This is a genomic window from Streptomyces sp. NPDC058401 (assembly GCF_042722885.1).
Lineage (GTDB): Bacteria > Actinomycetota > Actinomycetes > Streptomycetales > Streptomycetaceae > Streptomyces.
On sequence record NZ_JBHXKA010000044.1, the window covers coordinates 35,977 to 61,263 of the forward strand.

Here is a 25,287-nt window from a genome sequence, read left to right on the forward strand (position 1 = left end):
GAAGTGGTGCACATGGCCTCCCCCGCAGCCGTCCCGAAGGCTCCATCCGGAATCCGGCGGATCGTTGCCGCCAGCCTGATCGGGACCACCATCGAGTGGTACGACTTCTTCCTCTACGGGACCGCCGCCGCCCTGGTGTTCAACAAGCTGTTCTTCCCCACCGCCGATCCGCTCACCGGCACCCTGATCGCCTTCCTCACCTACGCCATCGGCTTCCTCGCCCGGCCGTTGGGCGGGGTGGTCTTCGGGCACTTCGGGGACAAGGTCGGGCGCAAGAAGCTGCTGGTGCTGAGTCTGCTGATGATGGGCGGGGCGACCTTCGCGATGGGGCTGCTGCCCACCCACGCGAGCATCGGGATCGGGGCGCCGATCCTGCTGACCGTGCTGCGCCTGGTGCAGGGGTTCGCGCTGGGCGGCGAGTGGGGCGGGGCCGTGCTGATCGTGTCCGAGCACGGCGGCGCCGAACACCGCGGGTTCTGGGCGTCCTGGCCGCAGTCCGGGGCTCCCGGGGGCAATCTGCTCGCCACCGGGGTGCTGGCGCTGCTCGCCGCCGTGCAGTCGGATGCCGCGTTCCTCGCCTGGGGCTGGCGGATCCCGTTCCTGCTCTCGGGGGTCCTCGTGGTGGTCGGGCTGTGGATCCGCCTCTCGGTGTCCGAGTCCCCCGTGTTCCTCGCGGCGCAGGCCGCGGCGGCGGGCCGGGCCGAGGCCGAGAAGCCGCCCGTGGTGCAGGTGTTCCGCAAGGACTGGCGGCAGGTGCTGACCGCCATCGGCACCCGCTTCGGCGAGAACATCTCGTACTACGTCCTCACCTCCTTCCTCCTCGTCTACGTCACCACCCACCTCGGGCTCCCCAAGACCACCGCGCTCAACGCGCTCCTGATCGGCTCGGCCGTCCACTTCCTGACCATCCCGGCCTGGGGCGCACTCTCCGACCGGATCGGGCGCCGGCCGGTGACGCTGATCGGTTCGGTCGGGATGGCTCTGTGGGCGTTCGCGTTCTTCGCGCTGGTGGATTCGAAGTCGTTCGTCGTCATCACCCTCGCGGTCACTGCGGGGCTGCTGCTGCACGGGGCCATGTACGGGCCGCAGGCCGCATTCATCTCGGAGATGTTCGACACCAAGGTCCGCTACTCGGGCGCCTCGATGGGTTCCCAGCTCGCCTCGATCGTCGCGGGGGCGCTGGCGCCGATCATCGCCGTCGAGCTCCTGAAGGACTACGGCTCCTCCGTGCCGGTCTCCGTCTACCTGTCGGCGGCCGCCGTCGTCACCACCCTCACGGTCTTCTTCGCCCGCGAGACCCGGGGCCGCGACCTGTCCGTCCCGAAGGCGGAAGCAGCGGCGCCGACGGGGGTGGCGGCCGCGGGGAGTGGGTACGCCACCGCGGTCTCCGATCCCGCCTGAGTCCGTCCACCCGGGTCCGTCCGCCCGAATCCGTCCACTCGGGCCCGTCCGCCCGAGTCCGTCCGCCCCCACGGGCCGCCCGCCGTGACCGGTGCCTCCGGTCCGGCGGGCGGACCCGCTCGCCACCCCGTAGCGAAGGGCTGCCAGCATGGCCCCCGTGACCGATCCCACCGCGCCCGCGGCCGCGTTGCGCCAGCTCCTGGACCTGCTCGCCCAGGGAGCGCCCGCCGAGCAGTTCGCGCTGCCCGGTGCGCAGGCCCGTACCGCCGGCGCCGGGGCCGCCGATCAGGCCCTCGTGGAGGAGGCGACCCGGGTCGCCCTCGACATCCGGCGCACGCTCGACCAGCACCGCAGGCGCGAGGCGGAGCTCACCGCCCTGTTTGACACGGCCGGCGACCTCGCGGCGCTGCGCGATCTCGACGCGGTGCTACGGGCCATCGTGCGGCGGGCCCGGACCCTGCTCGGCACGGACTGTGCCTACCTCACCCTCAACGACCCCGTCGTGGGCGATACGTTCATGCGGGTCACCGACGGCTCCGTCTCCGCCGCCTTCCAGCAGCTGCGCCTCGGCATGGGCGAGGGCCTCGGCGGTCTCGTCGCGCAGACGGCGCGTCCGTACGCCAGCTCCGACTACCGCGCCGACGACCGCTTCCGGCACACCAGCACCATCGACGCCGGGGTGCGCGAGGAGGGGCTGCGGGGCATCCTCGGTGTCCCGCTGCGCGTCGCCTCGCACGTCATCGGGGTGCTCTACGCCGCCGACCGGTCGGTGCGCGACTTCGCCCCCGACGCGGTGGCGCTGCTCTCCTCGCTGGCTGACCACGCCGCCGTCGCGATCGACGGGGCACGCCTGCTGGAGGAGACCCGGACGGCGCTGGTCGAGCTGAACGCCGCCACCGAGACCGCCCGGGCCCACAGCGAGGCCGCGCGGCTGGCCACCGAGACCCACGACCGGCTCACCGATCTGGTGCTGCGCGGCGGGGACGTCACCGATGTGGCCCGGGAGGTGGCCGCGCTGCTGCGGGGCGGGCTGGTGGTGCACGACGCCGACGGCGCCGAGCTGGCCCGGGTCGCCACCGAGCCGATCGGTGCGCCCACCCGGGGTGTGGCGGCCTCCCGTTCAGGCGGCCGGGCCGTTCCGGTCGACGGGGTGTGGGTCTGCGCGGTCCTGGCCGGGCCCGAACTCCTCGGCAGCATCGCCCTGACGGGCCGGGCCGACCTGTCGGACAGCGACCGGCGGCTGTTCGAGCGGACCGGCCTGGTCACCGCGCTGCTCCTGCTGCTGCGCCGCTCGGTGGCCCACGCCGAGGACCGGGTGCGCGGCGAACTGCTCAGCGACCTGCTGACCCCACGCGGCCCGGGGCACACCCCCGACACCGGCAGCCGCCGGATCCGGGCCCGCAAACTCGGCGTCGACCTCGCACGCCCCCACTCCCTCCTGGCGCTGCACTGCGACGCGGCACTGCGGCCCCGGCTGTCGACGGAGGCGGCGCGCCGCGCCCGCGCCCTCGACGGCCTGGCCGGGCTGCACGAGGGCCACGTCGTGCTGCTCGCCCCGGCCGAACAGCCCGGGCAGCTCGCCCGCTCGCTGGCGGCGGAGCTGGGGCAGGCGCTGGGCTCGCCCGTCACCGTGGGCTCCGCCGGACCGGCCGGCGACCCGGGCGGACTGCCGGCGGTGTACGCCGAGGCCGTGCGCTGCCTGCGGGCCCTGCACGCACTGGGCCACACCGGCCACGGGGCAGCCCTGCCGGACCTGGGCTTCGTCGGCCTGCTGCTCGGGGACCACGGCGACGTAGGCGGCTACGTCGACCGGGTGCTCGGCCCCGTCATCGACTACGACACCCAGCGCGGCACCGAGCTGGTCCGCACCCTCCAGGCCTACTACGTCCACGGGGCGAGCCTCTCCAAGGCCAAGGAGGCACTGCACATCCACGTGAACACCGTCGTGCAGCGCCTCGACCGGATCCGCCGCCTCCTGGGCGAGGACTGGAACTCCCCCGCCCGCGCCCTGGAACTCCAACTCGCCCTGCGCCTGCACCTCCTGGCGACCTCCGGCCCGCCCTCGGACTGACGCGGAAGGACGGAGCCGGAAGGACGGAGCCGGAAGGGCCGGCCCTACCCCGTCCCCCGGATGACCGGGCCCTACCCCGTCCCCGGGGTGACCAGGCCGGTCTCATAGGCCAGGACGACCGCCTGGGCGCGGTCGCGCAGGCTCAGCTTGGCGAAGATCCGGGCCACATGGGTCTTCACGGTGGCCTCGCTGAGCGTGAACTCCCGGGCCAGCTCCGTGTTGGAGAGGCCGTGGCCCATGAGGGTGAGCACCTCCCGCTCCCGCGGGGTGAGGGCGTCCAGGTCGGGGTGGGATGCCGCGCCACCGCCACCGCGCGCGGCCGATGCCGAGGCGCAGCGCTCCACCAGCCGGCGGGTGATCGACGGGGAGAGCAGCGCGTCGCCGGTGTCGACCAGCCGTACGGCGTTGGCGAGGTGCTCGGGGGTGACGTCCTTGAGCAGGAAGCCACTGGCTCCGGCGGCGAGGGCGGCGTAGACGTACTGGTCGAGGTCGAAGGTGGTCAGCATGATCACCCTGCATTCCGGGACCTCGGCGAGGATCTGCCGGGCGGCCTCCAGTCCGTCCAGGCGGGGCATGCGTATGTCGAGGAGGGCGACGTCGGGACGCAGCCGGCGCACCTCCGAGACGGCCTCCACCCCGTCGGCGGCCACCCCCACCACGTCGATCCCCCGAGCGGCGAGGATCATGCGGAATCCGGTGCGGACGAGTTCCTGGTCGTCGGCGATGACCACCCGGGGCGACGCGGCCCTCCGGTCCGGCTCGGTGGCCGGGGCCTGCGTGGTCACGGCCGCTCCAACGGGAGGCGGGCGCGGACCCGGTAGCCGCCGCCGAGGCGGCGCCGTGCGTCGAAGTCCCCGCCGTACACGGCGACCCGTTCGCGCAGCCCGACCAGCCCGTGCCCCGCCCCGTCCGCCTTCGGGCGCAGAGCGGCGGAGCCGGCGGAGCCAGTGGACGGGCTGGAGCCAGTGGACGCGCTGGAGGCAGTGACCGCGGCGGAGGCGGCGGTCGGGGTGGCGGAGGCGGCCGGAACCGCCCTCCCCGTGCCCGTCGGTATCCGGTCTCCGGACAGCACGCTCGGTCCGCTGTTGAGCACCTCCACCCTCAGTGCCTGGTCTGCATATCTCACCGTCACCTCGGCCTTCACCCCGTCCCCGTGTTTGAGTGCGTTGGTCAGCGCCTCCTGGATGATCCGGTAGGCGGTGACATCGATCCCGGCCGGCAGCGGCCGCGGTTCGCCGGATATCCGGACCTCGACGGGCAGCCCGGCGAAGGCGATCCGGTCGATGAGCGGACTGAGCCGGCTCAGGCTCGGCTGCGGCGCCAACTCCGCCGTGGGGTCACGCCTTTCGACGGCTCCTCCCCCGTACGCCTCGTCATGGCCGTCCTGCGCGGGCGCGAGCAGGCCCAGCAGGTGCCGCAGTTCGGTCATGGTCGTGCGCCCGGCCTTCTCCACCGCGGCCATCGCGGCCGCCGCCTCCACCGGCATGGTCGCCAACACCTCACGCGCGGCCCCGGCTTGGACGATCATCAGGCTGACGTTGTGGCTGACTATGTCGTGGAGTTCCGCTGCTATCCGGGCCCGCTCGGCGTCCACGGCCGTCCGGGCCGCGGTCTCCCGCTCCCGCTCCAGCAACCAGCCGCGCTCCTCGATCGCCGTCCGGTGCCCAGCGCGGGCCCGCAGAAGCGCCACGGTCAGCCCGCACCCGGCCGATACCGCCCCCACCGCGGCCACCATGGCAGCGACCACCCATCCCGTCGTCACAGCCGCTCCCCCTCTCCCCCGCCCGTGGTCCGCACGGTTCTCGTGCTTCCAAGATCTTCTACCAGACCTTCGCAGGCACCCCGCGTAGTCCGCATCACCCCCACGGTGCTGTCTCCGCGTACATCCCCAGGATGACGAGGCCTCCCCTTTACATCCGGGGGGTGACGCAAGCCGTCCGACCCGCCTTCTAGGTTCGAGCCATGACACCTCATCACGACAGTTCGGACCAGGTCGTCGTCCGCCTGGACCGGGTATCGAAGGAGTACGGCGACACCCTGGCGCTCGACGCCCTGTCCCTGGAGATCCGCCGGGGCGAAGCCATCGCCGTGATGGGTCCCTCCGGCTGTGGGAAGTCCACGCTGCTCAACATGGTCGCCGGCCTGGACCGGCCGTCCGCCGGAACGATCACCGTGCACGGCCAGGACCTCGGCAGCCTGACGGAGACCGGCCTCGCCCTCTACCGCCGCCGCGACGTCGGCATGATCTTCCAGTTCTTCAACCTCATCGACGATCTGCCGGCGCTCGACAACGTCGCGCTGGCCGCCCAGCTCACCGGCACCTCCGCCCGCCAGGCCCGCCGCCGAGCCCTAGAACTCCTCGACGAGCTCGGGGTGGCCAACCGCCGCAACAACTACCCGTCGACGCTCAGCGGCGGCGAGCGCCAACGCGTGGGTGTGGCACGCGCGTTGATGAACCGTCCGGCACTGCTCCTGGCCGACGAACCGACCGGCGCCCTCGACAGCCGCTCCGGCGAGCAGGTGATGGACCTGCTGATCGACCTCAACCAGATAGGCCAGACCCTGCTGATCGTCACCCACGACCCGCACCTGGCGACCCGCTGCGCCGGCCGCCTCGTCGAGATGGCCGACGGCCGCGTGGCCCGCGAACGGGCGCTGGACGGGGAGAACGCGGACGACGCGAGGCCGGACAGCCGGAACGTGAAGGACACGAACCCGGACGGCGGAAAGCCGGACTGCGGGAAGCCGGACGGCACGAACCCGGACGGCGCGAAGCCGGACAGCCGGAACGCAGACGACACGAAGCCGGCCGGCGAGAACGTGGACGCCACGACCACCCTGGAGCGTTCCGCGTGAGCGCCGTGTGGCGGGCCTCCCGGGCCGCCGTGAAGCGCCGCCGGGTCCAGACGTTCGTCATCGGCCTCGTCGTCCTGTGCTCCACCACGACCGTCCTGCTCGCGCTCGGCCTGCTCGCCGCCGCCTCGGGCCCCTTCGACAAGGCATACGCCGCCCAGCGCGGCGCGCACACGGTGGCCGCCTTCGACCCCGCGAAGGTCTCCGACGCCCAGCTCGCGCGGACGGCGCACCGCCCCGGGGTCGCGGCCGCCGCGGGCCCGTTCCCCCAGGCCGTCGTCGATGTCCCCGACAGCTGGCTCTGGATGCCGGCCGGCCCGCTCACCGTGGTGGGCCGCGCCGATCCGGCGGGTCCGGTGGACCGGGTCGACGTCCTGATGGGGCACTGGGCGCAAGGACCGGGTGAGATCGTCGTCAACTGGGCGATCAACGGGACCCCGTACGCCGATCTCCTCGGCACGAAGCTGGAGTCCCCCGGGCGCCCCCCGCTCACCGTCGTCGGTTTCGCGACGAGCATGAGCAAGTCGGCCGCCGCCTGGGTGACGCCCGAGCAGGCCGCGGCCCTCCACCCGACCGCCACGCAGATGCTCTACCGCTTCACCGAGGCCTCCACCGGCGCGCAGCTGCGCGACTCGCTCGCCCGGGCCACGGACGGACTGCCCGCGGACTCGGTGACGGCCGAGCAGACCCATCTCACCCTCAAGGAGACCTTCTCCGCCCGCGCGGACGCCTATCTGCCCTTCATCTCCCTCTTCGGCCTCCTCGGCCTGCTCGTCTCCGCCCTGATCGTCGCGAACGTCGTCAGTGGCGCCGTGATCTCCGGCAGCCGGCACATCGGCGTCCTCAAGGCCATCGGCTTCACGCCGAACCAGGTCGTCGCCGTCTACCTGACGATGGTCTCGGTCCCCGCCGCGGCCGGCTGCGTCCTGGGCACCCTGCTCGGCAACGCGCTGGCCGCGCCCATCCTGCAGATCGCGTTCTCCGGCATCGAGACGGGCATGGCGAGCGTGGCCACCCTCTCGCCCTGGCTCAGCGTCGCGTGCCTGGCCGGGATGCCGGCCCTGGTCCTGCTGACCGCGCTGGTACCGGCCCTGCGCGCGCACCGGCTGCCGGCCGCCCGGGCCATCAGCGCGGGCGGCGCGCCCCGCACCGGGCGCGGGTTGCGCGTCCAGCGCGCGCTGGCCTCCTCGCGGCTGCCGCGCTCCGTCAGCCTGGGGCTCGGCCACCCGTTCGCCCGCCCCGGCCGCGCCTTCATGACCACGGCCGCCATCCTCCTCGGCGTCGCCACGGTGACCCTGGCGACGGGCCTGACCAGCACGATGGTCTCGTACGCGCAGACCGGCCTCGGGGCCGGCGGACCGGTGGTCACCGTCCAGACCGGCGGCCACGGCAACAGCCCGGTCGTACCGCTGCTGAGCGACGCGCAGATCGAGGAGCGGCTGCGGTCGCTGGGTGCACGGGAGCTGCAGGCCCGCGGGCTGATCCAAGTCGGCCTGGCGGGTTACGCACAGCCCGCGTTCGGGGATTTCTACCGGGGGATCCTGTCCCGCGACGTGGCCACGTACGTCGAGGGCCGGCCGCCGGGCGGACCCGGGGAGATCGCCGCGGGCCCCTCCTTCCTCACGGAACGCGGGCTGGCCGTCGGCGACCGGGTCGTCCTGGAGGCCAACGGGAGGCGGACGACCACGACCGTCGTCGGCCGGCTGATCGACAGTGATGCCCGGGCCCTGCGCTCCACGTGGGAGACGCTCGGCGCACTCGCCCCGGACAGCCGACCGGTCGAGTACACCGTCCGGCTCGCCCCGGGGGCGGACGCCCGCGCCTACGCGGACGCCGTCGACGCGGCCGACCCCGGACTGCACGCCGAGGTGGGCGACTCGGTCAACACCGCCACCACCACGGTCGTCGGCTTCTCCTCGGTGTTCTCGGTCGTACTGGCCCTGGTCGCCTCGCTCGGCGTCTTCAACACCGTCCTGCTCAACACCCGTGACCGCCGCCGCGACCTGGGCATGCTCAAGTCGATCGGAATGACCCCGCGCCAGGTGGTCGCGATGACGGTGACCTCGGTGACCGGACTCGGACTGGCCGGAGGGCTGCTCGGGATCCCCCTCGGGATCGTCGCGCACCGGCTCGTCGTGGACAACGTGGGCATCGTCGCCTTCCCCGAGTCGATGAAGAACGTCTGGCACGCACCGCAGCTCGCCGGAATGCTCTGCGCGGGGGTCGCGATCGCCGTCCTGGGCGCACTGGTCCCGGCCCGCTCGGCGGCCCGGATGACCATCGCCGCGGCCCTGCACACCGAGTAGTCCCCGCGGAGCCTACGGAGCCGCGACCGGCTCCCCGGAAGCCGGGGCGCCCCCCGGCGAGGCCTCCACGATGCGCCCGTCGCGCAGTTCCACCACCCGGTCCGCCAGTTCCATCAGCGCCGGGTCGTGCGTGGCGACGAGCGCCGTGACCCCCTCGCTGCGCACCACCGCGCGCAGCAGCCGCATGATCTGCCGGCCCGTGTCGGAGTCGAGCTGGCCGGTCGGCTCGTCGGCGATGATCAGGTCGGGCTCGTTCGCGAGGGCCCGGGCCACGGCGACGCGCTGCTGCTGGCCGCCGGAGAGTTCGCCGGGGCGCTGCTCGGTCTGTTCGGAGAGGCCGACGAGGGCGAGCAGGGTGCGGGCCCGCTCCTCGCGCTGCTTCGCCGGTACCTTGCGCAGCCGCATGGGGACGCCGACGTTCTCGGCGGCGGTCAGGGCGGGGATCAGGCCGAAGGACTGGAACACGAAGCCGATCCGGTCGCGGCGCAGTGCGAGGCGGCCGTCCTCGTCGAGGCCGGCCAGGTCGGTGCCGTCGAGGGCGACGCTGCCGCCGGTCGGGGTGTCGAGGCCGCCGACCAGGTTCAGCAGGGTGGTCTTGCCGGAGCCGGACCGCCCCTTGAGCGCGGTGAGTTCGCCGCGGCGGACCTCGAAGGACACTCCGCGCAGGGCGTGCACCGCCTGCTCGCCCGTGCCGAAGCTGCGCCGCACGTCGTGCACCACCACCATCGGCGCGGCCGCCGGGGCATCCGTCGGCGCCGCCCCGGCGTCCTGCCCCGGTGCGCGTCCCGGTTCCTGTCGCCGTTCCTGGTCCTGCGTCATGCTGCGGCTCCCCCTCCAAGCGGATGAACTGGTGAACTGATGAGCCGATGAACGGATGAAACGGCGTTCTCGCGGTCCCGTCCGGACGATTTGTTCATCCGTTGCACCACTCACGCAAGTCCCTTCCGCTATCTGTTCGAATCTGGCAGCATCGTCCGATATCCGGGGGCACCAGTCCGGTGCGGGGGAGGAACAGGCACATGCTCGGCTTCGTCGTGCGTCGGCTGCGCGGGCGATTGCCGCTCGCAGCCGCCGTGGTGCTGACCGTTTTGATCACCACGACCGTACTCACCGCGCTCTTCGCCTTCACCCGCGGAGTGGGTGACGCCGGACTGCGCCAGGCCCTCCAGGGGCCCGGTCTCACGCGCGGCACCGTCCTGGTCACCGGTTCGCACCCGGCTGCCGACCGCGCCAAGGACGACGAGGCGGTACGGGGCTTCGCGCGCGAGCTGTTCGGCCCCCTCCCGGCCGGTGCCGAGAGCGTGGCGCGCAGCCGTTCGTACGGGCTGCCCGGCCCGCACACCCCCGGCAAGGACGCCGATCTGACCCTGCTGGCGGCCTTCGCCAAGGACCGGGTACGGCTCCTCGCGGGCGCCTGGCCGCAGCCCGTCGCGGGACCGCTCTCCGATCGGGGCGGCTCGGTTCCGGTGGCCGTGCCGAAGGCGGCGCTGGACCGGCTCGGGCTCACCGAGGGCGCGCTGCCCGCGCAGGTGCGGCTCGACGACCGGTACGGCGGCTCCCCGCTGAGCGTGCTGGTGACGGGCGTCTACCGGGCGGCCGAGCCGGACTCCCCGTACTGGCGGCTCGATCCGCTCGGTGCGCGCGGGCTCCAGGTCGCCGGATTCGCCACGTACGGGCCGCTGCTGGTGGACGATTCCGCCTTCACCGCGGGCGGGCTGGTCCAGGACAGCCGCGCCGTGCTCCTCACCGCTGACTTCTCCACCGTGGACGCGGCCGGAGCCGAGGCCGTCCGCGGCCGGGCCGCCACGGCCCTGAAGCAGTTCCAGAGCAGCTCCGGGCTCGCCCCGTCGACCGAGCTCGGGGCGCTGCTCGGCGAGTTGCACTCGGGCCTGACCGTCGCCCGCTCCACCCTGCTGGTCGGTGCGCTCCAACTGGCCGTGCTCGCCGGGGCGGCGCTGCTGCTCGTCTCCCATCTGCTGACCGAGCGCCAGGAGGGCGAGCGCGCCCTGCTCGCCGCGCGCGGCGCCTCCCGCGGCCGGCTCGGTGTCCTGACCGCGGCCCAGTCGCTGCTGCTGGCGCTGCCCGCCGCCCTCCTCGCTCCGCTGCTCACCCCGCCGCTGCTGCGCCTGCTCGGCGGCTACGGCTCGCTGGCCCACGTCCCGTTCACGGTCACCCGGAGCTGGCTGCTGTGGCCCGTCGCCGCGGGCTGCGCCCTCGGGTGCGTCGTGCTGACCACCCTCCCGGTCGTCCTGCGGGGCGCCGCCGCGGCCGCCCTGCACCGGACCGGCCGCCGTCAGGCGCTCGTCGCCGGGGCCGCCCGTTCCGGCGCGGACCTGGCGCTGGTGGCCCTGGCCGTACTCGCCTACGAGCAGCTCTCCCGCTACGGTGCGGGCGGCTCCGGCCCGGCCGGGCGGTCCGACGGGCTGTTCGGCGTGGACCCGGTCCTGGTCGCCGCCCCGACGCTGGCGCTGTGCGCGGGCACCCTGCTCGTGCTGCGCCTGCTGCCCTTCGTGGCGCGGCTCGGCGCGCGGATCGCCGCCCGGGGCCGGGGGCTGGGTCCGGCGCTCGTCGGCTGGCAGCTGGCCCGCCGGCCGGGGCGGGCCACGGGGCCGGTGCTGCTGCTCGTCCTCGCCGTGTCCAGCGGGGTCCTGGCACTGGGTCAGCACACCGCATGGTCCGAGTCCCAGCGCGACCAGGCGGATTTCACCACCGCCGGGGGCCTGCTGATGTCCCACAGCGACGTGCCCGCGCTGGGCCGGGGCGGCCGGTACGCGGCGCTGCCCGGCGGGGAGCGCGTCCTGCCGGTGCTCCGTGCCCGGCAGGAGCTGCCGGGCGGGCGCACCGGCCAGGTGATGGCGCTGGACGCGGCGGCCGCCGCCGACCGGCTCGCCCTGCGGGCCGACCTGCGCGACGGGCGGAGCATGCGCGAGCTGTTCGGTCCTCTGGCCTCCGCCGCCGCCGCGCCCGCCACCGGCCTTCCCCTCCCCGGCCGGCCCCAGCGCATCGACCTCTCGGTGTCCGTACGGCCCACCGGCGCGGGCGGCCGTCCCGGCCTCGGGCTGCTGCTGCGCGACCGGTTCGGCATCACCTACCGGGCCCCGATGATGCAGCTCCCGGACAGCGGTGACGCCACCGTGTCGGTGCACGTCGGCGCGATGCTCGGCTCCCCCATCGGATCGGCCGCGACCCCGCTGAGCGTGGCCGGGCTGGTGTTCTCGTACGACCGCGAGGGCCCGCTCCCCGGCACCGATCCGAACGCCGGGCCCGGCTCCGGGAAGCCCGGTGAAACAGTCAAGATCTTCGACGAGCTGACGGTGCGCGGCCTCGCGGTCGCACAGACCCGGGACGGCGTGGCCGAGCCCCTCGCGGTGTCCGCACCCGACTGGAAGCTGTCGGCCCCGCCGCTCAACGACGGCGCCCCGTCCGTCGAACTGCTCCCGGGCTCCGCGCCCGCGCCGGGCGGACCGGCCCTGGTCAAGCTGCGCTACCGGGACGGTTCCGGTGAACGCGGGGGCGTCCAGGCCGCTCTGACGCCGGGGCCCGCTCCGGCCTCCGGGATCCCCGGGATCGCCACCCGGGCGTACCTGTCCGCGATCGGCGCGGCCGTGGGCGATCTGGTGCCGGTCAAGCTGGACGACGTCACCGTCCCGGTCCGGGTCACCGCCGCGGTCGGCTCGCTGCCCGTGGCCGGCGACACCGCGATCGCCGTCGACCTGGACACCGTCGCCCGGCTGCTCGCCGCGGGCGGCCGGGAGCTGCCGACGCCCGGCGAATGGTGGCTGCCGGCCGCCTCCGCCGACGACCCGGCCCCGGCCCGCGCCGCCGCGGAACTGCGCTCCGGCGCGGGCTCCCAGCAGCTGCGGCTGCGCGAGGAGGTGGCCGCGGCCCTGCTCGACGATCCGCTCAGCGCGGGCCCGCAGGGGGCCCTGGCCGCGCTCGCGGTGGCCTGTGCGGTGCTGGCGGCGATCGGTTTCGCCGCCTCCGCCGCGGCTGCCGCCCGCGAACGGGCCCGGGAGTTCTCGGTGCTGACGGCGCTGGGTGCCCGGCGCCGGGACCTGGCCCGGACGGCCACCGCCGAGAGCTGCCTGCTGGTGGGGCTGGGCACCGCCGTCGGGGTGGGGCTGGGCGTGGTCATCGTGCACCTCGTCGTCCCGCTGACCGTGCTGACCCCGGCCGCCGGCCGACCGGTGCCCGAGGTGCTGGTGGACCTGCCCGCGGCACGGACCCTGCTGCTCGCCGCCGCCATCGCCGCCGTGCCGCTGCTGTCGGCGGTCTTCGGCGGCCGGCGCAATCAGAACCGCTCGAAGCCGGCCGACCGGCTGCGGCACGTGGAGGACATATGACCGGGCCGGCCGCGACCGACGCCGAGCGGCGCGCCCCCGGCGGGACGAGCCCGCAGGAGCCTGCGGGTTCCGCCCCGCGCGCCGTGCCGCCGCCCGCGCCCTGGGTGCGGACCCGGCTGCGCGCGACCCCGCTGAGCGCCCTGCTCGGCGCGGTCCTGGCCTTCGTCGCCGTGCTGCTCTCCGCGGCGCTGCCGCGCGCCATGGACCGGGGTACCGACCAGGCGCTGCGCTCCTTCCTGGAGTCGCGCGGGCCGGCTCAGACCAGCCTGTACGTCACCGCCCGCCCCCGCTACGGGGAGCAGAGCGCGAAGAACCTGGACGAGGTGCTGGCGACCCTGCTCTCCCGTACCGCCCCGGGTTTCGCCGTCGCCCCCGAAGGACCCGTCCACGGTTCCTCCGCGGCTGCCCGTCCGCTGGGCAACCGCGGTCTGGCCGCCCCCGACGGGGCCCCGCCCCAGCTGGGCCTGCACCACCTGCGCACGGCCTCCGAGCACGTCCGCCTGGTGGAAGGACACTGGCCGGGTGCCCCCACCCCCGGCAGTCCCGTACCCGTCGCGCTGTCGCAGAGCGCCGCGAAGACCATCGGCATCCGGGTCGGCATGGTGCTGGAGACCGCCACCGGCCGGGCTTTGACCACGGTGAAGGCGGAGGTCGTCGGTCTCTACGCCGCGAACGACGAAGCCGAGGACTACTGGACCGACTACACCTGCCTCCTGCGCGCCTGCCTCAACATGACCACGACCCAGCCTCCGCAGGCGTTCTGGCGCACCGAGGCCCTCGTCGGCGCGGAGGCGCTCGACCGGCTCACCGAATGGAGCGAGGGGCAGAACGAAGACTTCTGGCGGATCCCCGTGGACACCGGGACGCTGCGGGCCGACCAGCTCCCGGCCACTGCCAAGTCCGTGGCCTCGTACCTCAGCGGCCCGACCGCGACGCGCCTCACCCAGGAGACCGGGCGGAGCGACCTGAGGTTCACGTCCCGCCTCCCCGAGCAGTTCGCCCTGGCCGAGGCCCGGCGCCAGGCCGCCGCGCCGCTCGCCGCGATGGGCCCGGCCGGGGTGGCCGGAGTGGCGTTCGTGGTGTTCTGCCTGGCGGCCGGCCTCACCGGGGACCGGCGGGAGTCCGAGCTGCGGCTCCTGCTGGCCCGCGGCGGTTCCCGCGCGGGCATCGTGCGCCGGCTCCTCGCGGAGAACGCGGTCACCGTCCTGCCGGCGGCCGCCCTCGCGGCCGTGCTCGCGGTGGTCCTGCTGCCGACCCCCCGCTCGGCGGGCACCGTGCTGGCCGCTTCGGCCGCCACGCTCCTGGCGCTGCTGGCCGTTCCCGTACGGGCCTTCGTGCTGCTGTCGCCGAAGCGCCCGCCGGGACCGCGGCGGCGGCTGGTCGCGGAGCTGCTCGCGCTGGCGGCCACCGCGGCCGCCGTGTTCGAGGTCCGCTCGCGCGGGGTGGCCCCGGCCGGCGCCGGGGTGGACCCGCTGCTGATCGCGGCCCCGCTGCTGCTCGCCCTCTGCGGCGGCCTGCTGCTGGCCCGGATCCAGCCGGCCCTGGTCGGGGCGCTGGCCCGGGCGGCCGGCCGGGGCCCGGGGCTGATCGGCTTCCTCGGGCTGGCGCGCGCCGCGCGGGGCACCGGTGGCCGGGCCCGTCCGTCCGTACTGCCGCTGATCGCGCTGCTGCTGGCCGTCACCACCGGGGGCTTCGGCGCCACGGTGCTCGCCGCGGTGGCCGACGCCCGCTCCGAGGCGGCCCGTGCGGCCGTCGGCGGTGACGCACAGGTCTCCGCGCCGAACGGCACCCTCCCGGAGGCCCTGACGAAGGCGGCGGCCGCGCTGCCCGGCGTACGGTCCTCGGTGAAGGTGTGGAGCGACGACAACGTGTTCCTCTACGGCACCAAGGCGGGCAGCACCCAGATCTCGGTGGTCGTCGCCGACCCGGTGGAGTACGCGAGGCTGTCCGCGGCGGCCGGCCTCGGCCGGTTCGATCCGGCGCTCCTGGCGGCCGGAGCCGCGGGCACCTCGGGCGCGAAGGTGCCCGCGCTGATCAGCCGGGACCTCGCCGAGGACGACACCTCCGGCTTCCAGCTGCGGCTCGAGAACGGCGGGGAGCTGAAGCTCGCGGTCGTCGGAGTGGTCGACGGCACTCCCGCCCGGCCGGGCGCGAAGTCCACCACCGTGGTGCTGCCGGCAGCCCAAGTGCTGGCCTCCGTACCGCAGATGGGGCTGCCGAACACCTGGCTCGCACTGGGCCCGGTCGACCAGCACCAGCTGGAGGAGGCGGTCCGCTCCACGGATCCGGCGGGCGCCGAGGAGCGCTATCGCGTGCGGACCAGCTCCGCCGTGATGGCCGAGCTGGGCTCCGACCCGCTCCAGCGCTCCGCCGAGCGGCTGTTCTGGGCCTCGCTGGCCGGAGCCGCGGGCTTCGCGCTGCTGGCGGTCCTGCTGACGCTGGTACGGGCCGCGCCCGACCGCGCGGCGCTGCTCGCACGGCTGCGCACGATGGGGCTGCGGCCCCGGCAGGGCATCCTGCTGATCCTGGTGGAATCGGTGCCCCTGGCCCTGGCCGCCGCACTCGGCGGCGCCCTGCTCGCGGCGGGCGCCGTCGCGCTGCTGGGCCCGGCCCTGGACCTGTCCACACTGGTCGGCACCCGGGTGCCGACCGGTCTGCAGGTCCTCGTCACGCCCGTGCTGATCCAGGCACTGGGCCTGGCGGCCCTCGTCGCGGGGGCCGTGCTCGCGGAGGCGGCCATCTCCGGCAGGCGACAGATCACGACCGAGTTGAGAGCGGGAGACCAGCGGTGAACAGCGATCAGCCCACCTACGAGGAGCTGCGGCGGCAGGCCCTGGCCGCCGCCGAGCCCCGCCGGCACGGCGCGGACACGGCCATCGCCTGCGACCGCCTGGTCCGGATCTTCAGTACGGACGGGGTCGAGGTGCAGGCCCTGCAGGGACTGGAACTGACCGTGGCACAGGGCGATCTGATGGCCCTGGTCGGCGCGTCCGGCAGCGGGAAGTCCACGCTGCTGAACATCCTCGCGGGACTGGACGTCCCCACGGCCGGCACCGCCAGCGTCGGCGGCTACGACCTGCTGGAGATGTCGGCGCGCGACCGGCTGCGCTACCGGCGCGAGGCGGTCGGCTTCGTCTGGCAGCAGACGGCCCGCAACCTGCTGCCCTTCCTGACGGCGGCGCAGAACATCGCCCTGCCCATGCAGTTGAAGGGCGGGCGGCGGGCCGCCGCCAAGCGGCACGCGGTCCGGACCGGGGAGCTCCTGGAAGCACTGGAGATCGGCGAGCTGGCGAACCGCCGCCCCGCCGAGCTCTCCGGCGGCCAGCAGCAGCGGGTGGCCATCGCCGTGGCGATGGCGAACGATCCGGCGGTGCTGCTCGCCGACGAGCCGACCGGCGAGCTGGACTCCGAGACGGGCGGGGCGATCTTCGAGGCCTTCCGCACCGTCAACCGGGAACTGGGCGCGACAGTGGTCATCGTGACCCACGACCCGCTCGTCGCGGGCGAGGTCCGGCGCACGGTGGCCATGCGCGACGGCCGTACCAGCAGCGAGGTGCTGCGCCGCACGGTCACCGACGAGCACGGCGCCGAATCGGTGAGCGAGCGCGAGTACGTGATGCTCGACCGCACGGGCCGCGTGCAGCTCCCGCAGAAGTTCCTGGAGGCCCTGGGCATGGAGCACCGCGTGGCGGTGGACCTGGCGGCGGACCACATCGAACTGCGCCCCGACGACGCGGCCGCGACCGCCGCGGCGGCGGACGGCGACGGCGACGGCGCGCCGGAGGCGGTCGCGGGCTGATCCCGATGACACCCCGCCCTGCGGGTGAGCCCCCTCAGCGACGAGCCGCTGCGCCGGCAGGCGGCCGGGCGCCCGGCCGAGGACGCCTCCCCGCGCCCGAAGGGACTGCGCGCGCTCCTGCGCCGCCTCCGGTGAACCCCGCGGCGCGCGTCACTTCCGTGGCCCGGGTGTCGTTAGGCGCTCGGGGTTGACTCGGGGGTCGAAGGGATGACGGAATGCGGCAGTTTCCTCTGGAGATGCACCACATGGCACCCGGCCGGGTCGTCGAGTGGCGGTTGCGGTCCACGGCCGGGGCACAGTCCCCCGGCCCGGACGGAGCCCACGGCGCGGACGGTGCGGCGGACAGGAGGGCCTCCTTCAACCAGGACAAGCACTTCACCGTCGCCGAGGAGAGCCGCGCCGCCGACGACCCGACCGCGTCGTGGATCGCCGTCACCTTCGAGGTCGCGGGCCCGCTGGACGAGGACGCCCTGACCGGCGCACTGCTGGCGTTCGTACGCCGGCACGAGGTGCTGCGCTGCGAGTTCCGGCGCCTGGCCGGGGAGTTGTCGTGCGCTCCGATCCCCGCCGCCGAACTGGCCCTGGACACCGTCCCGGTGGCCGACTTCGACCGCACCGAGGAGCTGACCCGCTTCCTGGTGGAGCGGTTCAAGCGGAGCATCGACACGCTGTCCTGGCCGCTGTTCACGATGGGCGCCGTCCTGCGCGAGGACTCGGCGACCGTCTATCTGGCCTTCGACCACATCGTCTGCGACGGCATGTCGATGCCGATCGTGGTCCGGGAGGTCGAGAACGACTACGAGGCCCTGCTCCGCGGCGAGTTGCCCGATCCGGCGCCCGCGCCGAGCTACATCGACTTCGCCGAGGAGCAGCGCGGCCGGTACCTGTCCATCGACGCGGACGACGAACGGCTGGGCTACTGGAAGCAGTTCATGGCGAGCGGCGGCGGTGAGTTCTTCCCGCGCTTCCCGCTGGAACTGGGGGTGGAGCCGGGCCGGATGTACTCGATCGTGAACGAGGCCTCCCCGCTGCTGGACGCCGCCGAGGCGGAGGTCTTCGAGAAGGCCTGCCTGGCGGTGGACGGCAAGCCGTTCATGGGCGTGCTCGCCGCCGTCGCGGTCTGCCTGCGCGAGGCGGGCGGTCCGGGGGTCTACCGCGGGTTCATGCCCGTGAGCGAGCGCGGCCGGGCCGGGTGGGGCAACTCGGTGGGCTGGTTCGTCAACACCATGCCCATCGAGTTCGACGCCTCGCCCGGGCGGGACTTCTCGCAGGTGATGACCTCGGTGCGGGAGGGCTTCAACGAGATGATCGACCATCTCGACGTGCCGTTCGTACGGGCCTGGGAACTGCTCGCACCCCGCGAGTTCGCGGCCCGCTCCTGGCCGTACCCGGTGAACTTCTTCTCGTACATCGACATGCGCAAGTGCCCGGGCGCCGAGCGCCACGAGGAGTGGCGGCCTACCTCCCACGTGTGGTCGGCCCAGGCCAACGGCGCCTGTTCCTGGTTCCAGCGGGACGCGGACGGGCTGCACATGAACTCGATCTACTCGGACACCCCGGCCGCCCGCCGCACCATGGACGGTTTCCTGGAGGCGCTGCGCGAGACGGTCCGGGAGATCGCCCGCCACGGATCGCTGCGCCGCCCCATCGCACTGACCCCGCCGCGCCGGCCCGCGCGGACCCCGCTCGACGTGGCCTCGTTCGGCCGCCGCGGCTGATCCCGTCGCGGCTGATCCCGGTGGGCCGCCCGGCCGTACTACTCAGAGGCGGGCGGCGCGGGCACGCAGCAGGTCCTGCTCCCGGGCGTTGCGCGTGAGGGAGGCGGCGCGTTCGAACTCCGCGCGGGCCTCCGCCGGGCGGCCGAGCCGCTCCAGCAGGTCTCCCCGTACGCTCGGCAGCAAATGGTAGGAGCGCAGGGCCGGTTCCGCCGCCAGTGCGTCGACCAGGACCAGCGCCGCCGCCGGGCCCTCGGCCATCGAGACGGCGACGGCCCGGTTGAGCTCGATCACCGGCGACGGGATCAGCACGACGAGCCGTCCGTACAGGGCGGCGATCGTGGGCCAGTCGGTGTCCTCGTAGCGGACGGCGTCGGCGTGACAGCCGGCGATGGCGGCCTGAAGGGAGTAGGGGCCGGTGCCCGCGCGGTGCAGGGCTTCGACGCCGCGCCGGATCAGCAGGCGGTTCCACTTGGACCGGTTCTGGTCGGCGAGCAGCACCGGCTCCCCGTCGGGGCCGGTGCGGGTGGCGATGCGCGAGGCCTGGAACTCCAGCAGCGCCGCCAGGCCGTGCACCTCGGGCTCCTCGGTCATCAGTCCGGCCAGGACCCGGGCGAGGCGCAGGGCGTCCTCGCACAGGGCGGGGCGGACGAGGTCGTCGCCGGCGGTAGCGGAGTAGCCCTCGTTGAAGACGAGGTAGATGACCTCCAGCACGGAGGCGAGGCGCTCTTCGCGGTCGGCTCCGTACGGTACCTCGAAGGGCACCGCGGCCTTCGCGAGCGCCCGCTTCGCCCGGACGATGCGCTGGGCGACGGTCGGTTCGGGGCAGAGGAAAGCGCGGGCGATCTCCTGGGTGGTCAGGCCGCCCATCAGCCGCAGGGTCAGCGCGAGCCGGGCCTCCGTGGCGAGGACCGGGTGACAGGCGGTGAAGATCAGCCGCAGCAGGTCGTCGTCGATGGACTCGGGGTCGTCGAGCCCGGCCTCCTCCTCGGGAGGCGGTACGTCCTCCAGGGTGCGGCCCACCTCGGCGAGCTTGCGGGCGTAGGTCTCCTTGCGGCGGACGAGGTCGATGGCCCGGTGTTTGGCGGTGGCCATCAGCCAGGCCCCCGGCTTGTCGGGTACGCCGGAGGCCGGCCACTGTTCCAGCGCCGCGACCAGGGCGTCCTGGGTGATCTCCTCGGCGATGCCGACGTCCCGCACGATCCGGGCGACGCCCGCGATGATGCGCGCGGACTCGATCCTGAACACCGCTTCGACCGCTCGGGTCGTACTCACTGCCGTCACGGCCACCCATCAGAGCAGCCGTGACGAGGCAGGGCAAACCACGCGGGACGGGCGGCGCGGCGCCGGCGGCCGTCAGCTGCCGTCGAGCTGGCGGAGTTCGGCGCCGACCGTCCAGTTCTCGGGGTGGATCTCCAGGAAGCGCTTGGTCCACTCCAGCGCCTCGTCCTTGTCCTTGCACTGCATGAGGGCGTACCCGCCGACGACCTCCTTGGTCTCGGTGAAGGGTCCGTCGGTGTAGCTGAGCTTCCCGCCGGACCAGGTGACCCGGGTCCCCTCGGAGGTGGGGAGCAGGCCGGCGGTGTCGAGCATGACTCCGGCCTTGGTGATCTCCTCCATCAGGGCGCCCATGCGGTCGTTGAAGTCCGCGGGGAAGGGGGTGTCGGGGGTGAGGTTCTGCTCGTCGATGCGGATCATCGAAAGGAAGCGCGGCATGGTGACTCCTCGGTGGTGGGGACGGGGTCGTTCCCCGTCCCTCACCCCTGCGTCGAACGGGAGACGCCGGGATCGACAGCTTTCCGGAAAAATCTTCGGAGATTTTCGGGACGCGCGTGGGGACGGCGCGGGGACGGAGATTCCGGTCGCCGCCCCACCCGGAGCTACCCGCGAGTAGGATCGCCGGGCCCAGGCCCCTCCGAGAGGATTCCCCGATGCCGCGCACACCTTCCTCACCGCTCCTGCTCGCCGGCCTGCTGGCGGGCGCGGCGGTGGCGCACGCCGTCGCCCCCCAGCAGTTCGACGCGATCGTGCCGCGCTCGCTGCCCGGCAGCCCGCGCCGGTGGACGTACGCGAGCGGCGCGGCGGAGCTCGTCCTGGCGGCCGGGGTGGCCCACCCGCGCACCCGCCGGGTCGCGGCGCTGGCGACGGCGGCGTTCTTCGTCGGGGTGTTCCCCGCGAACGTCAAGATGGCCGCCGATGCCCGCCACCGCTCCCCCGCCCTGCGGGCCGTGGCCCTGGGCCGGCTGCCGCTCCAGGTGCCGCTGGTGCTGTGGGCCCGCAAGGTCGGCCGGAACGCGGCGGGCTGAGGCGACCCCGCCCGCTGTCCCGCCTCCGGGCGCCCCGGCGCCCAGCCGCCCCGGCGCCCCCGTGTCAGCGGCTGTCGCCCGTCCAGTCCCAGTGCGCGGGATCGGCGGCGCGACGGCGGTAGTGGGCCCGGCCGCCGGGACCGTACCGCCCTATCTCCGTGGGGAGTCTGGCCTCCTCGGCGAGCTGCGGGCCGCTCCAGCCCGTGATGTCGAGCAGCAGCCCGTCGAGGGGCCCGCCGACGAGCTCTCCGTAGGCGCGCCCCGGGAGCGGACCCGGGTCGGGGTCTTCGTGGTCGGCGCCGTAGACCCGGCGCCGGAGCATCCTGTCGTCCATACCGGTCAGCTTCACAGACGGCACTGACAACGGGCCCGAGCGGCGATGATGGGAGCCGTTCGGATCGCACGGCACACGAAGCGGAGCACCATCCATGGCACGTCGGGTACACCAGCCACTGGAGGACCAGGAGTTCGACTTCATCCTCCGCATGACCGACGGGCCGGTGCTCGCCTACTTCTGCGGAAGCTGGCCGAAGGCCCTGGAGCCCTGCCGCGCGATGGACACGGTCGTCGCCGCGCTGGCGCAGGAGTACGGGACCCGGCTGACGGCGGTGCGCGTGGACATCACCCGCTGCCCCGCGCAGACCAAGCGGTACGAGGTGACGGGCGCTCCGACGGCCGTCCTCGTCGTGGGCGGCGAGCCGGTGGCCACCCAGGCCGGGCCGATGACGGCGGAGGAGTTCCGGCTCTTCCTCGACGCCCGTCTCTGATCAGATCAGGTTCAGCGTCTCGAGGTAGAAGACGAGCACGCTGCCCGCGATCAGGAACAGCAGGCTGCTCGACACGACGAGGCAGCCGGTCCGCTTCTCCTGCGACACGAGGAAGTGCGAACCGGCCACGCAGAAGACCAGAAAGCCCATGATGAAGATCAGGGGGACCACTGCGACGCCGAGTGCCACTTCTTCTCCGAAAACCTGGCGGAGGATGCACCGGTCGGCGCGCCCCAGCCTCCTGAGCAGGACGTGTGACGGAGTGTATGCGCCCACGACGCGGGCCCCCGGCACACCCCCGGCGCACCCCCGCCGGACCGCAGCTTGGGCCGTCCGGGCGAAGCGCGCGATCTGGCCGAAAGTCACGTGGATCGGATAGGTGCCTGAGGCATGTAATGGATCCCGGCGAAACGGAACCATCGCGTGCGAGGTGCTGTATGTCCGAGAAGACCATTGCGTTCCCCCAGGACCGGACCTGCCCCTACCACCCGCCGGCGGCCTACGAGCCCCTGCGGACGGGCCGGCCGCTCTCCCGGGTCACCCTCTTCGACGGCCGCTCCGTGTGGGTGGTCTCCGGGCACGCCGAGGCGCGCGCCCTGCTCTCCGACGGCCGGCTCTCCGCCGACCGGCAGAACCTCTCCTTCCCCGCCCCCACCAGGCGGTTCAAGGGTCTGAGCAACCGGCGCGCCGCCCTGCTCGGCGTCGACGACCCGGTCCACAACACCCAGCGCCGGATGCTGATCCCGAGCTTCTCCCTGGGGCGCACCGCGGCCCTGCGTCCCCGGATCCAGGAGACCGTGGACCGGCTGATCGACGGCATGATCGCCGCCGGGCCCGCCGCGGAACTGGTCGGCGCCTTCGCCCTGCCGGTGCCGTCGATGGTGATCTGCGCCCTGCTCGGAGTCCCGTACGCGGACCACGAGTTCTTCGAGAGCCAGTCCCGGCGGCTGCTGCGCGGCCCGGAACTCACCGACGTCGAAGACGCCCGGGAGCAGCTCAACGGCTACCTGCGCGAGCTCATCGGCCACAAGCGCGAGCACCCGGGCGAGGGGCTGCTCGACGAGCTGATCGTGCGGCGCCTCGAAACCGGCGAGACCGATGTGGAGGAACTGGTCGCGCTGGCCGCGATCCTGCTCATCGCGGGGCACGAGACCACGGCCAACATGATCTCGCTGGGTACGTTCACCCTGCTCAGCCACCCCGAGCAGTTGGCCGAGCTGCGCGCCGAGCCGTCCCTGCTGCCGGCGGCGGTGGAGGAGCTGATGCGATTCCTGTCGATCGCCGACGGCATGCTGCGGGTGGCGGCCGAGGACATCGAGATCGGCGGCGTGACCGTCCGCGCCGACGACGGGGTGATCTTCTCCACCTCCGTGATCAACCGCGACGAGACCGTCTTCGCCGATCCCGACACCCTGGACTGGCACCGGCCCACCCGGCACCACCTCGCCTTCGGCTTCGGCATCCACCAGTGCCTGGGGCAGAACCTGGCCCGCGCGGAGATGGAGATCGCGCTCGGCACCCTCTTCGAACGGCTCCCCGGCCTTCGGCTGGCGGCCGAGCCGGACCGGATCCCCTTCAAGCCCGGGGACACCGTCCAGGGCATGCTCGAACTCCCCGTGGCGTGGTGAGCCGGGTGACCCGGGTCTCCGTGGACACGGACCGCTGCATCGGGGCCGGACAGTGTGCCCTGACGGCCCCGGCCGTGTTCACCCAGGACGAGGACGGTTTCGGCGCCCTGCTGCCGGGCCGCGAGGACGGCGCCGGCAGCCCGCTGCTGCGGGAGGCCGCCCGGGCCTGCCCGGTGTCGGCGGTCAGGGTCGAAGTCGAAGGGGACTGAGCGAGAGCCGGCGGCGGCTCAGTGCCCTGCGCCGGCGCCGGCGCTGAGCCTCTGGAACATGGCCTCGTCCAGGTCCAGGCCCCGCTGTGCCTGGTTGATGGCCTGCGAGCTGTAGACCCCGGTCGAGCGGGCGGCCAGTACGGCGTCCCGCGAGGCCGCGATCACGCCGAGCCGCAGGTCCACGTACTGCTCACGGGCTCCGTCGATCGCGGGGACGGCGCCGGCCTCGTCCTTCCGGTCCAGCCGGGCGTCCTCGCGGACCTTCGCGAGGACCTCCGGCGCGTACGGGCTGCCGTCGGCCCGTACGAGGCCGGGCTCCTCCAGTACGGCCCGGCCGGCCTCGGCGGCCTCTTCCAGCAGCCGCCGGTACTCCTCCCGGAAGCGGACCGGGTCGTCCCCGGAGATCTTCACCTTCCGGATGACGGCGGGCAGGGTCAGGCCCTGGAGCAGCAGGGTGGTGGTGGCGACCACGAAGGCGATGAGCAGCAGCTGGGGGCGGTACGGGGTGTCCTCGGGCAGGGTCTGGGCCGCGGCGACGGTGATCGCCCCGCGCATCCCGGCCCAGGCCAGGGCCACGCCGCTGCGCCAGCCGAGGTTCTCGTTGACCTTGAAGTCGGCGTCGGCCGAGGCCCGGGTGACGCGTTCCTTCATCTGCTCCCTGCGTCGGGGCGTCAGCTCCCTGCGGGGGCGCAGCGGATTGGCCTGCTGCTCGGACTCCGGGGCGCCGAGCCGGTCCATCAGCCAGTCGAGCCGGGGCTTGCTCGCGGCGGCCCGCTGCGCGTCCTTGTGCAGGGAGGCGATGAGCGGGGCGACGAACACCATGCGCGCGACGATCACCAGGGCGGCGGCGGCCAGGCCGATGAACAGGGCGCGCCAGGCGCTGAGCCCGTCCGTGGCGACCTGGTCGAGGAGACCCTTCAGGCCGAGTCCCATCAGGAGGAAGACGGCGCTTTCGAGCAGGAAGGCGAGGGTGCGCCAGTTCATGGCCTCGGCCAGCCGGTCCTGGGCGCTGAGGAAGCGCGGGGCCTGGTGGCCGGTGACCAGACCCGCGACGACCACCGCGAGGACTCCGGAGGCGTGGAACTCCTCGGCCGGCAGGAAGGCGACGAAGGGCACCACGAAGGAGATCGCCGTGTTCAGCAGGCTGTCCTTGAGCAGGGCCCGGACCCGGACGTTGACCAGGCCCACGACGATGCCGACGACGGTGGCGAGGGCCACGGAGAAGAGGAAGTTCCCGGCGACCCCGGCCAGGGAGACGGTTCCGGCCATGGCCGCGATCGCGGAGCGCAGCAGGACCAGCGCGGAGGCGTCGTTGACGAGCCCCTCGCCCTCCAGCATGGTCAGCAGCCGTGACGGAAGGCCGAGCTGTTTGCCCATGGAGGTCGCGGCGACGGCGTCGGTGGGGCTGACCACGGCGCCGAGGGCGAAGGCGGCGGGCCAGCCGAGGCCGGGCATGAGCCAGTGGAAGAGCCAGCCCGCCCCGAGGGTGGTGACGGCCACCAGCAGGACCGCGAGCCCGCTGATCGCCTTGATGTTGCGGCGGAAGTCCGACGCGGGCATGTTCACGGCCGACGAATAGAGCAGGGGTGGCAGCACGCCCGCGAGGACCCACTCCGGCTCGACGGCGAGCGCCGGCACGCCCGGTACGAAGCTGAGGGCGATGCCGACGACCACCAGGCTCAGGGGGGCGGCGAGGCCGAGGCGCTTCGAGAAGGCGGCGACGGCGACGATGCTGCTGACGCCGACGATCGAGACGAGGGTCATTTCCATGGGCGGTACGGGGCCTTAAGGGGGTTCGGGGACGGTTTGTCCACCGTACGCTCACGGGTTTCGCCGCGTCAAAAATTGAGCAACTCAACTTTCGACGCGGTCCCGAACGACCCCTACTC

General features: G+C 73.9%; 19 protein-coding genes and 1 pseudogene. 12 read left to right on the forward strand and 8 right to left on the reverse strand.

The window, feature by feature from the left end:
* Positions 1–12 precede the first annotated feature (12 nt).
* Both ACFWNV_RS18360 and ACFWNV_RS18365 read left to right on the forward strand, forming a co-directional pair.
* Complete coding sequence (locus ACFWNV_RS18360; protein ID WP_383947670.1) at positions 13–1,401, forward strand: MFS transporter; 1,389 nt, start codon at positions 13–15, stop codon at positions 1,399–1,401.
* Positions 1,402–1,558: 157 nt separating this feature from the next.
* Entirely contained in the window at positions 1,559–3,472 is a 1,914-nt protein-coding gene (locus ACFWNV_RS18365; protein WP_383947672.1) for a helix-turn-helix domain-containing protein, read from the forward strand.
* A gap of 71 nt (positions 3,473–3,543) precedes the next feature.
* Here the strand turns inward: ACFWNV_RS18365 and ACFWNV_RS18370 are convergent, their stop codons facing one another.
* Together ACFWNV_RS18370 and ACFWNV_RS18375 are read right to left on the reverse strand one after the other, a co-directional pair.
* The gene (locus tag ACFWNV_RS18370; RefSeq protein ID WP_383947674.1) at positions 3,544–4,257 is read right to left on the reverse strand and encodes a response regulator; all 714 of its coding nucleotides are present in this window, start codon (positions 4,255–4,257) and stop codon (positions 3,544–3,546) included.
* A complete protein-coding gene (locus tag ACFWNV_RS18375) occupies positions 4,254–5,234 on the reverse strand; it encodes a sensor histidine kinase (RefSeq protein ID WP_383947677.1) in 981 nt (326 codons plus the stop codon). The genes ACFWNV_RS18370 and ACFWNV_RS18375 overlap by 4 nt, the downstream gene beginning before the upstream one ends.
* A gap of 200 nt (positions 5,235–5,434) precedes the next feature.
* Here ACFWNV_RS18375 and ACFWNV_RS18380 point away from each other — a divergent pair.
* A pseudogene (locus ACFWNV_RS18380) lies at positions 5,435–6,133 on the forward strand (ABC transporter ATP-binding protein); the annotation flags it as partial.
* Between the two features lie 191 nt (positions 6,134–6,324).
* Entirely contained in the window at positions 6,325–8,631 is a 2,307-nt protein-coding gene (locus ACFWNV_RS18385) for an FtsX-like permease family protein (RefSeq protein WP_383947679.1), read from the forward strand.
* Between the two features lie 12 nt (positions 8,632–8,643).
* Here ACFWNV_RS18385 and ACFWNV_RS18390 read toward each other — a convergent pair whose 3' ends face one another.
* Positions 8,644–9,450: an ABC transporter ATP-binding protein gene (locus ACFWNV_RS18390; protein ID WP_383947682.1), complete on the reverse strand. Its 807-nt coding sequence runs from the start codon at positions 9,448–9,450 to the stop codon at positions 8,644–8,646.
* A 200-nt stretch (positions 9,451–9,650) separates the two neighbouring features.
* Between ACFWNV_RS18390 and ACFWNV_RS18395 the strand changes: the two genes are divergently transcribed.
* The 4 genes from ACFWNV_RS18395 (at position 9,651) to ACFWNV_RS18410 (ending at position 18,491) form a co-directional block, all read left to right on the forward strand.
* Positions 9,651–12,974 carry an FtsX-like permease family protein gene (locus ACFWNV_RS18395; RefSeq protein WP_383947684.1) on the forward strand — a complete coding sequence of 1,108 codons (3,324 nt, stop codon included), beginning with the start codon at positions 9,651–9,653 and terminating at the stop codon, positions 12,972–12,974.
* Complete coding sequence (locus ACFWNV_RS18400; RefSeq protein ID WP_383947686.1) at positions 12,971–15,766, forward strand: hypothetical protein; 2,796 nt, start codon at positions 12,971–12,973, stop codon at positions 15,764–15,766. The genes ACFWNV_RS18395 and ACFWNV_RS18400 overlap by 4 nt, the downstream gene beginning before the upstream one ends.
* Positions 15,763–16,773: an ABC transporter ATP-binding protein gene (locus ACFWNV_RS18405; RefSeq protein WP_383947689.1), complete on the forward strand. Its 1,011-nt coding sequence runs from the start codon at positions 15,763–15,765 to the stop codon at positions 16,771–16,773. Before ACFWNV_RS18400 ends, ACFWNV_RS18405 begins: the two co-directional genes overlap by 4 nt.
* A gap of 215 nt (positions 16,774–16,988) precedes the next feature.
* Positions 16,989–18,491, forward strand: coding sequence for a condensation domain-containing protein (locus tag ACFWNV_RS18410; protein WP_383947692.1), 1,503 nt, complete (start codon positions 16,989–16,991; stop codon positions 18,489–18,491).
* Positions 18,492–18,533: 42 nt separating this feature from the next.
* On the opposite strand, the gene ACFWNV_RS18415 is transcribed toward ACFWNV_RS18410, so the two are convergent.
* Both ACFWNV_RS18415 and ACFWNV_RS18420 read right to left on the reverse strand, forming a co-directional pair.
* A complete protein-coding gene (locus ACFWNV_RS18415) occupies positions 18,534–19,763 on the reverse strand; it encodes an RNA polymerase sigma factor (protein ID WP_383947695.1) in 1,230 nt (409 codons plus the stop codon).
* Between the two features lie 81 nt (positions 19,764–19,844).
* Positions 19,845–20,204: a YciI family protein gene (locus ACFWNV_RS18420; RefSeq protein WP_327251158.1), complete on the reverse strand. Its 360-nt coding sequence runs from the start codon at positions 20,202–20,204 to the stop codon at positions 19,845–19,847.
* Between the two features lie 215 nt (positions 20,205–20,419).
* Here ACFWNV_RS18420 and ACFWNV_RS18425 point away from each other — a divergent pair, with 215 nt between their 5' ends.
* Positions 20,420–20,794, forward strand: a complete 375-nt coding sequence (locus ACFWNV_RS18425) for a hypothetical protein (protein WP_383947699.1) — start codon at positions 20,420–20,422, stop codon at positions 20,792–20,794.
* A gap of 64 nt (positions 20,795–20,858) precedes the next feature.
* On the opposite strand, the gene ACFWNV_RS18430 is transcribed toward ACFWNV_RS18425, so the two are convergent.
* A complete protein-coding gene (locus ACFWNV_RS18430) occupies positions 20,859–21,128 on the reverse strand; it encodes a hypothetical protein (RefSeq protein ID WP_383947702.1) in 270 nt (89 codons plus the stop codon).
* Positions 21,129–21,222: 94 nt separating this feature from the next.
* Between ACFWNV_RS18430 and ACFWNV_RS18435 the strand changes: the two genes are divergently transcribed.
* Positions 21,223–21,561, forward strand: a complete 339-nt coding sequence (locus tag ACFWNV_RS18435; RefSeq protein ID WP_383947705.1) for a thioredoxin family protein — start codon at positions 21,223–21,225, stop codon at positions 21,559–21,561.
* Here the strand turns inward: ACFWNV_RS18435 and ACFWNV_RS18440 are convergent, their stop codons facing one another.
* Complete coding sequence (locus ACFWNV_RS18440; RefSeq protein ID WP_383947707.1) at positions 21,562–21,750, reverse strand: hypothetical protein; 189 nt, start codon at positions 21,748–21,750, stop codon at positions 21,562–21,564.
* A gap of 248 nt (positions 21,751–21,998) precedes the next feature.
* On the opposite strand from ACFWNV_RS18440, the gene ACFWNV_RS18445 reads away from it, so the two are divergent.
* Entirely contained in the window at positions 21,999–23,189 is a 1,191-nt protein-coding gene (locus ACFWNV_RS18445) for a cytochrome P450 (protein ID WP_383947710.1), read from the forward strand.
* Between the two features lie 5 nt (positions 23,190–23,194).
* The gene (locus tag ACFWNV_RS18450) at positions 23,195–23,398 is read left to right on the forward strand and encodes a ferredoxin (RefSeq protein ID WP_383947713.1); all 204 of its coding nucleotides are present in this window, start codon (positions 23,195–23,197) and stop codon (positions 23,396–23,398) included.
* Between the two features lie 18 nt (positions 23,399–23,416).
* Here the strand turns inward: ACFWNV_RS18450 and ACFWNV_RS18455 are convergent, their stop codons facing one another.
* Positions 23,417–25,168 carry a cation:proton antiporter gene (locus tag ACFWNV_RS18455; RefSeq protein WP_383947716.1) on the reverse strand — a complete coding sequence of 584 codons (1,752 nt, stop codon included), beginning with the start codon at positions 25,166–25,168 and terminating at the stop codon, positions 23,417–23,419.
* Between the last annotated feature and the right edge of the window lie 119 nt (positions 25,169–25,287).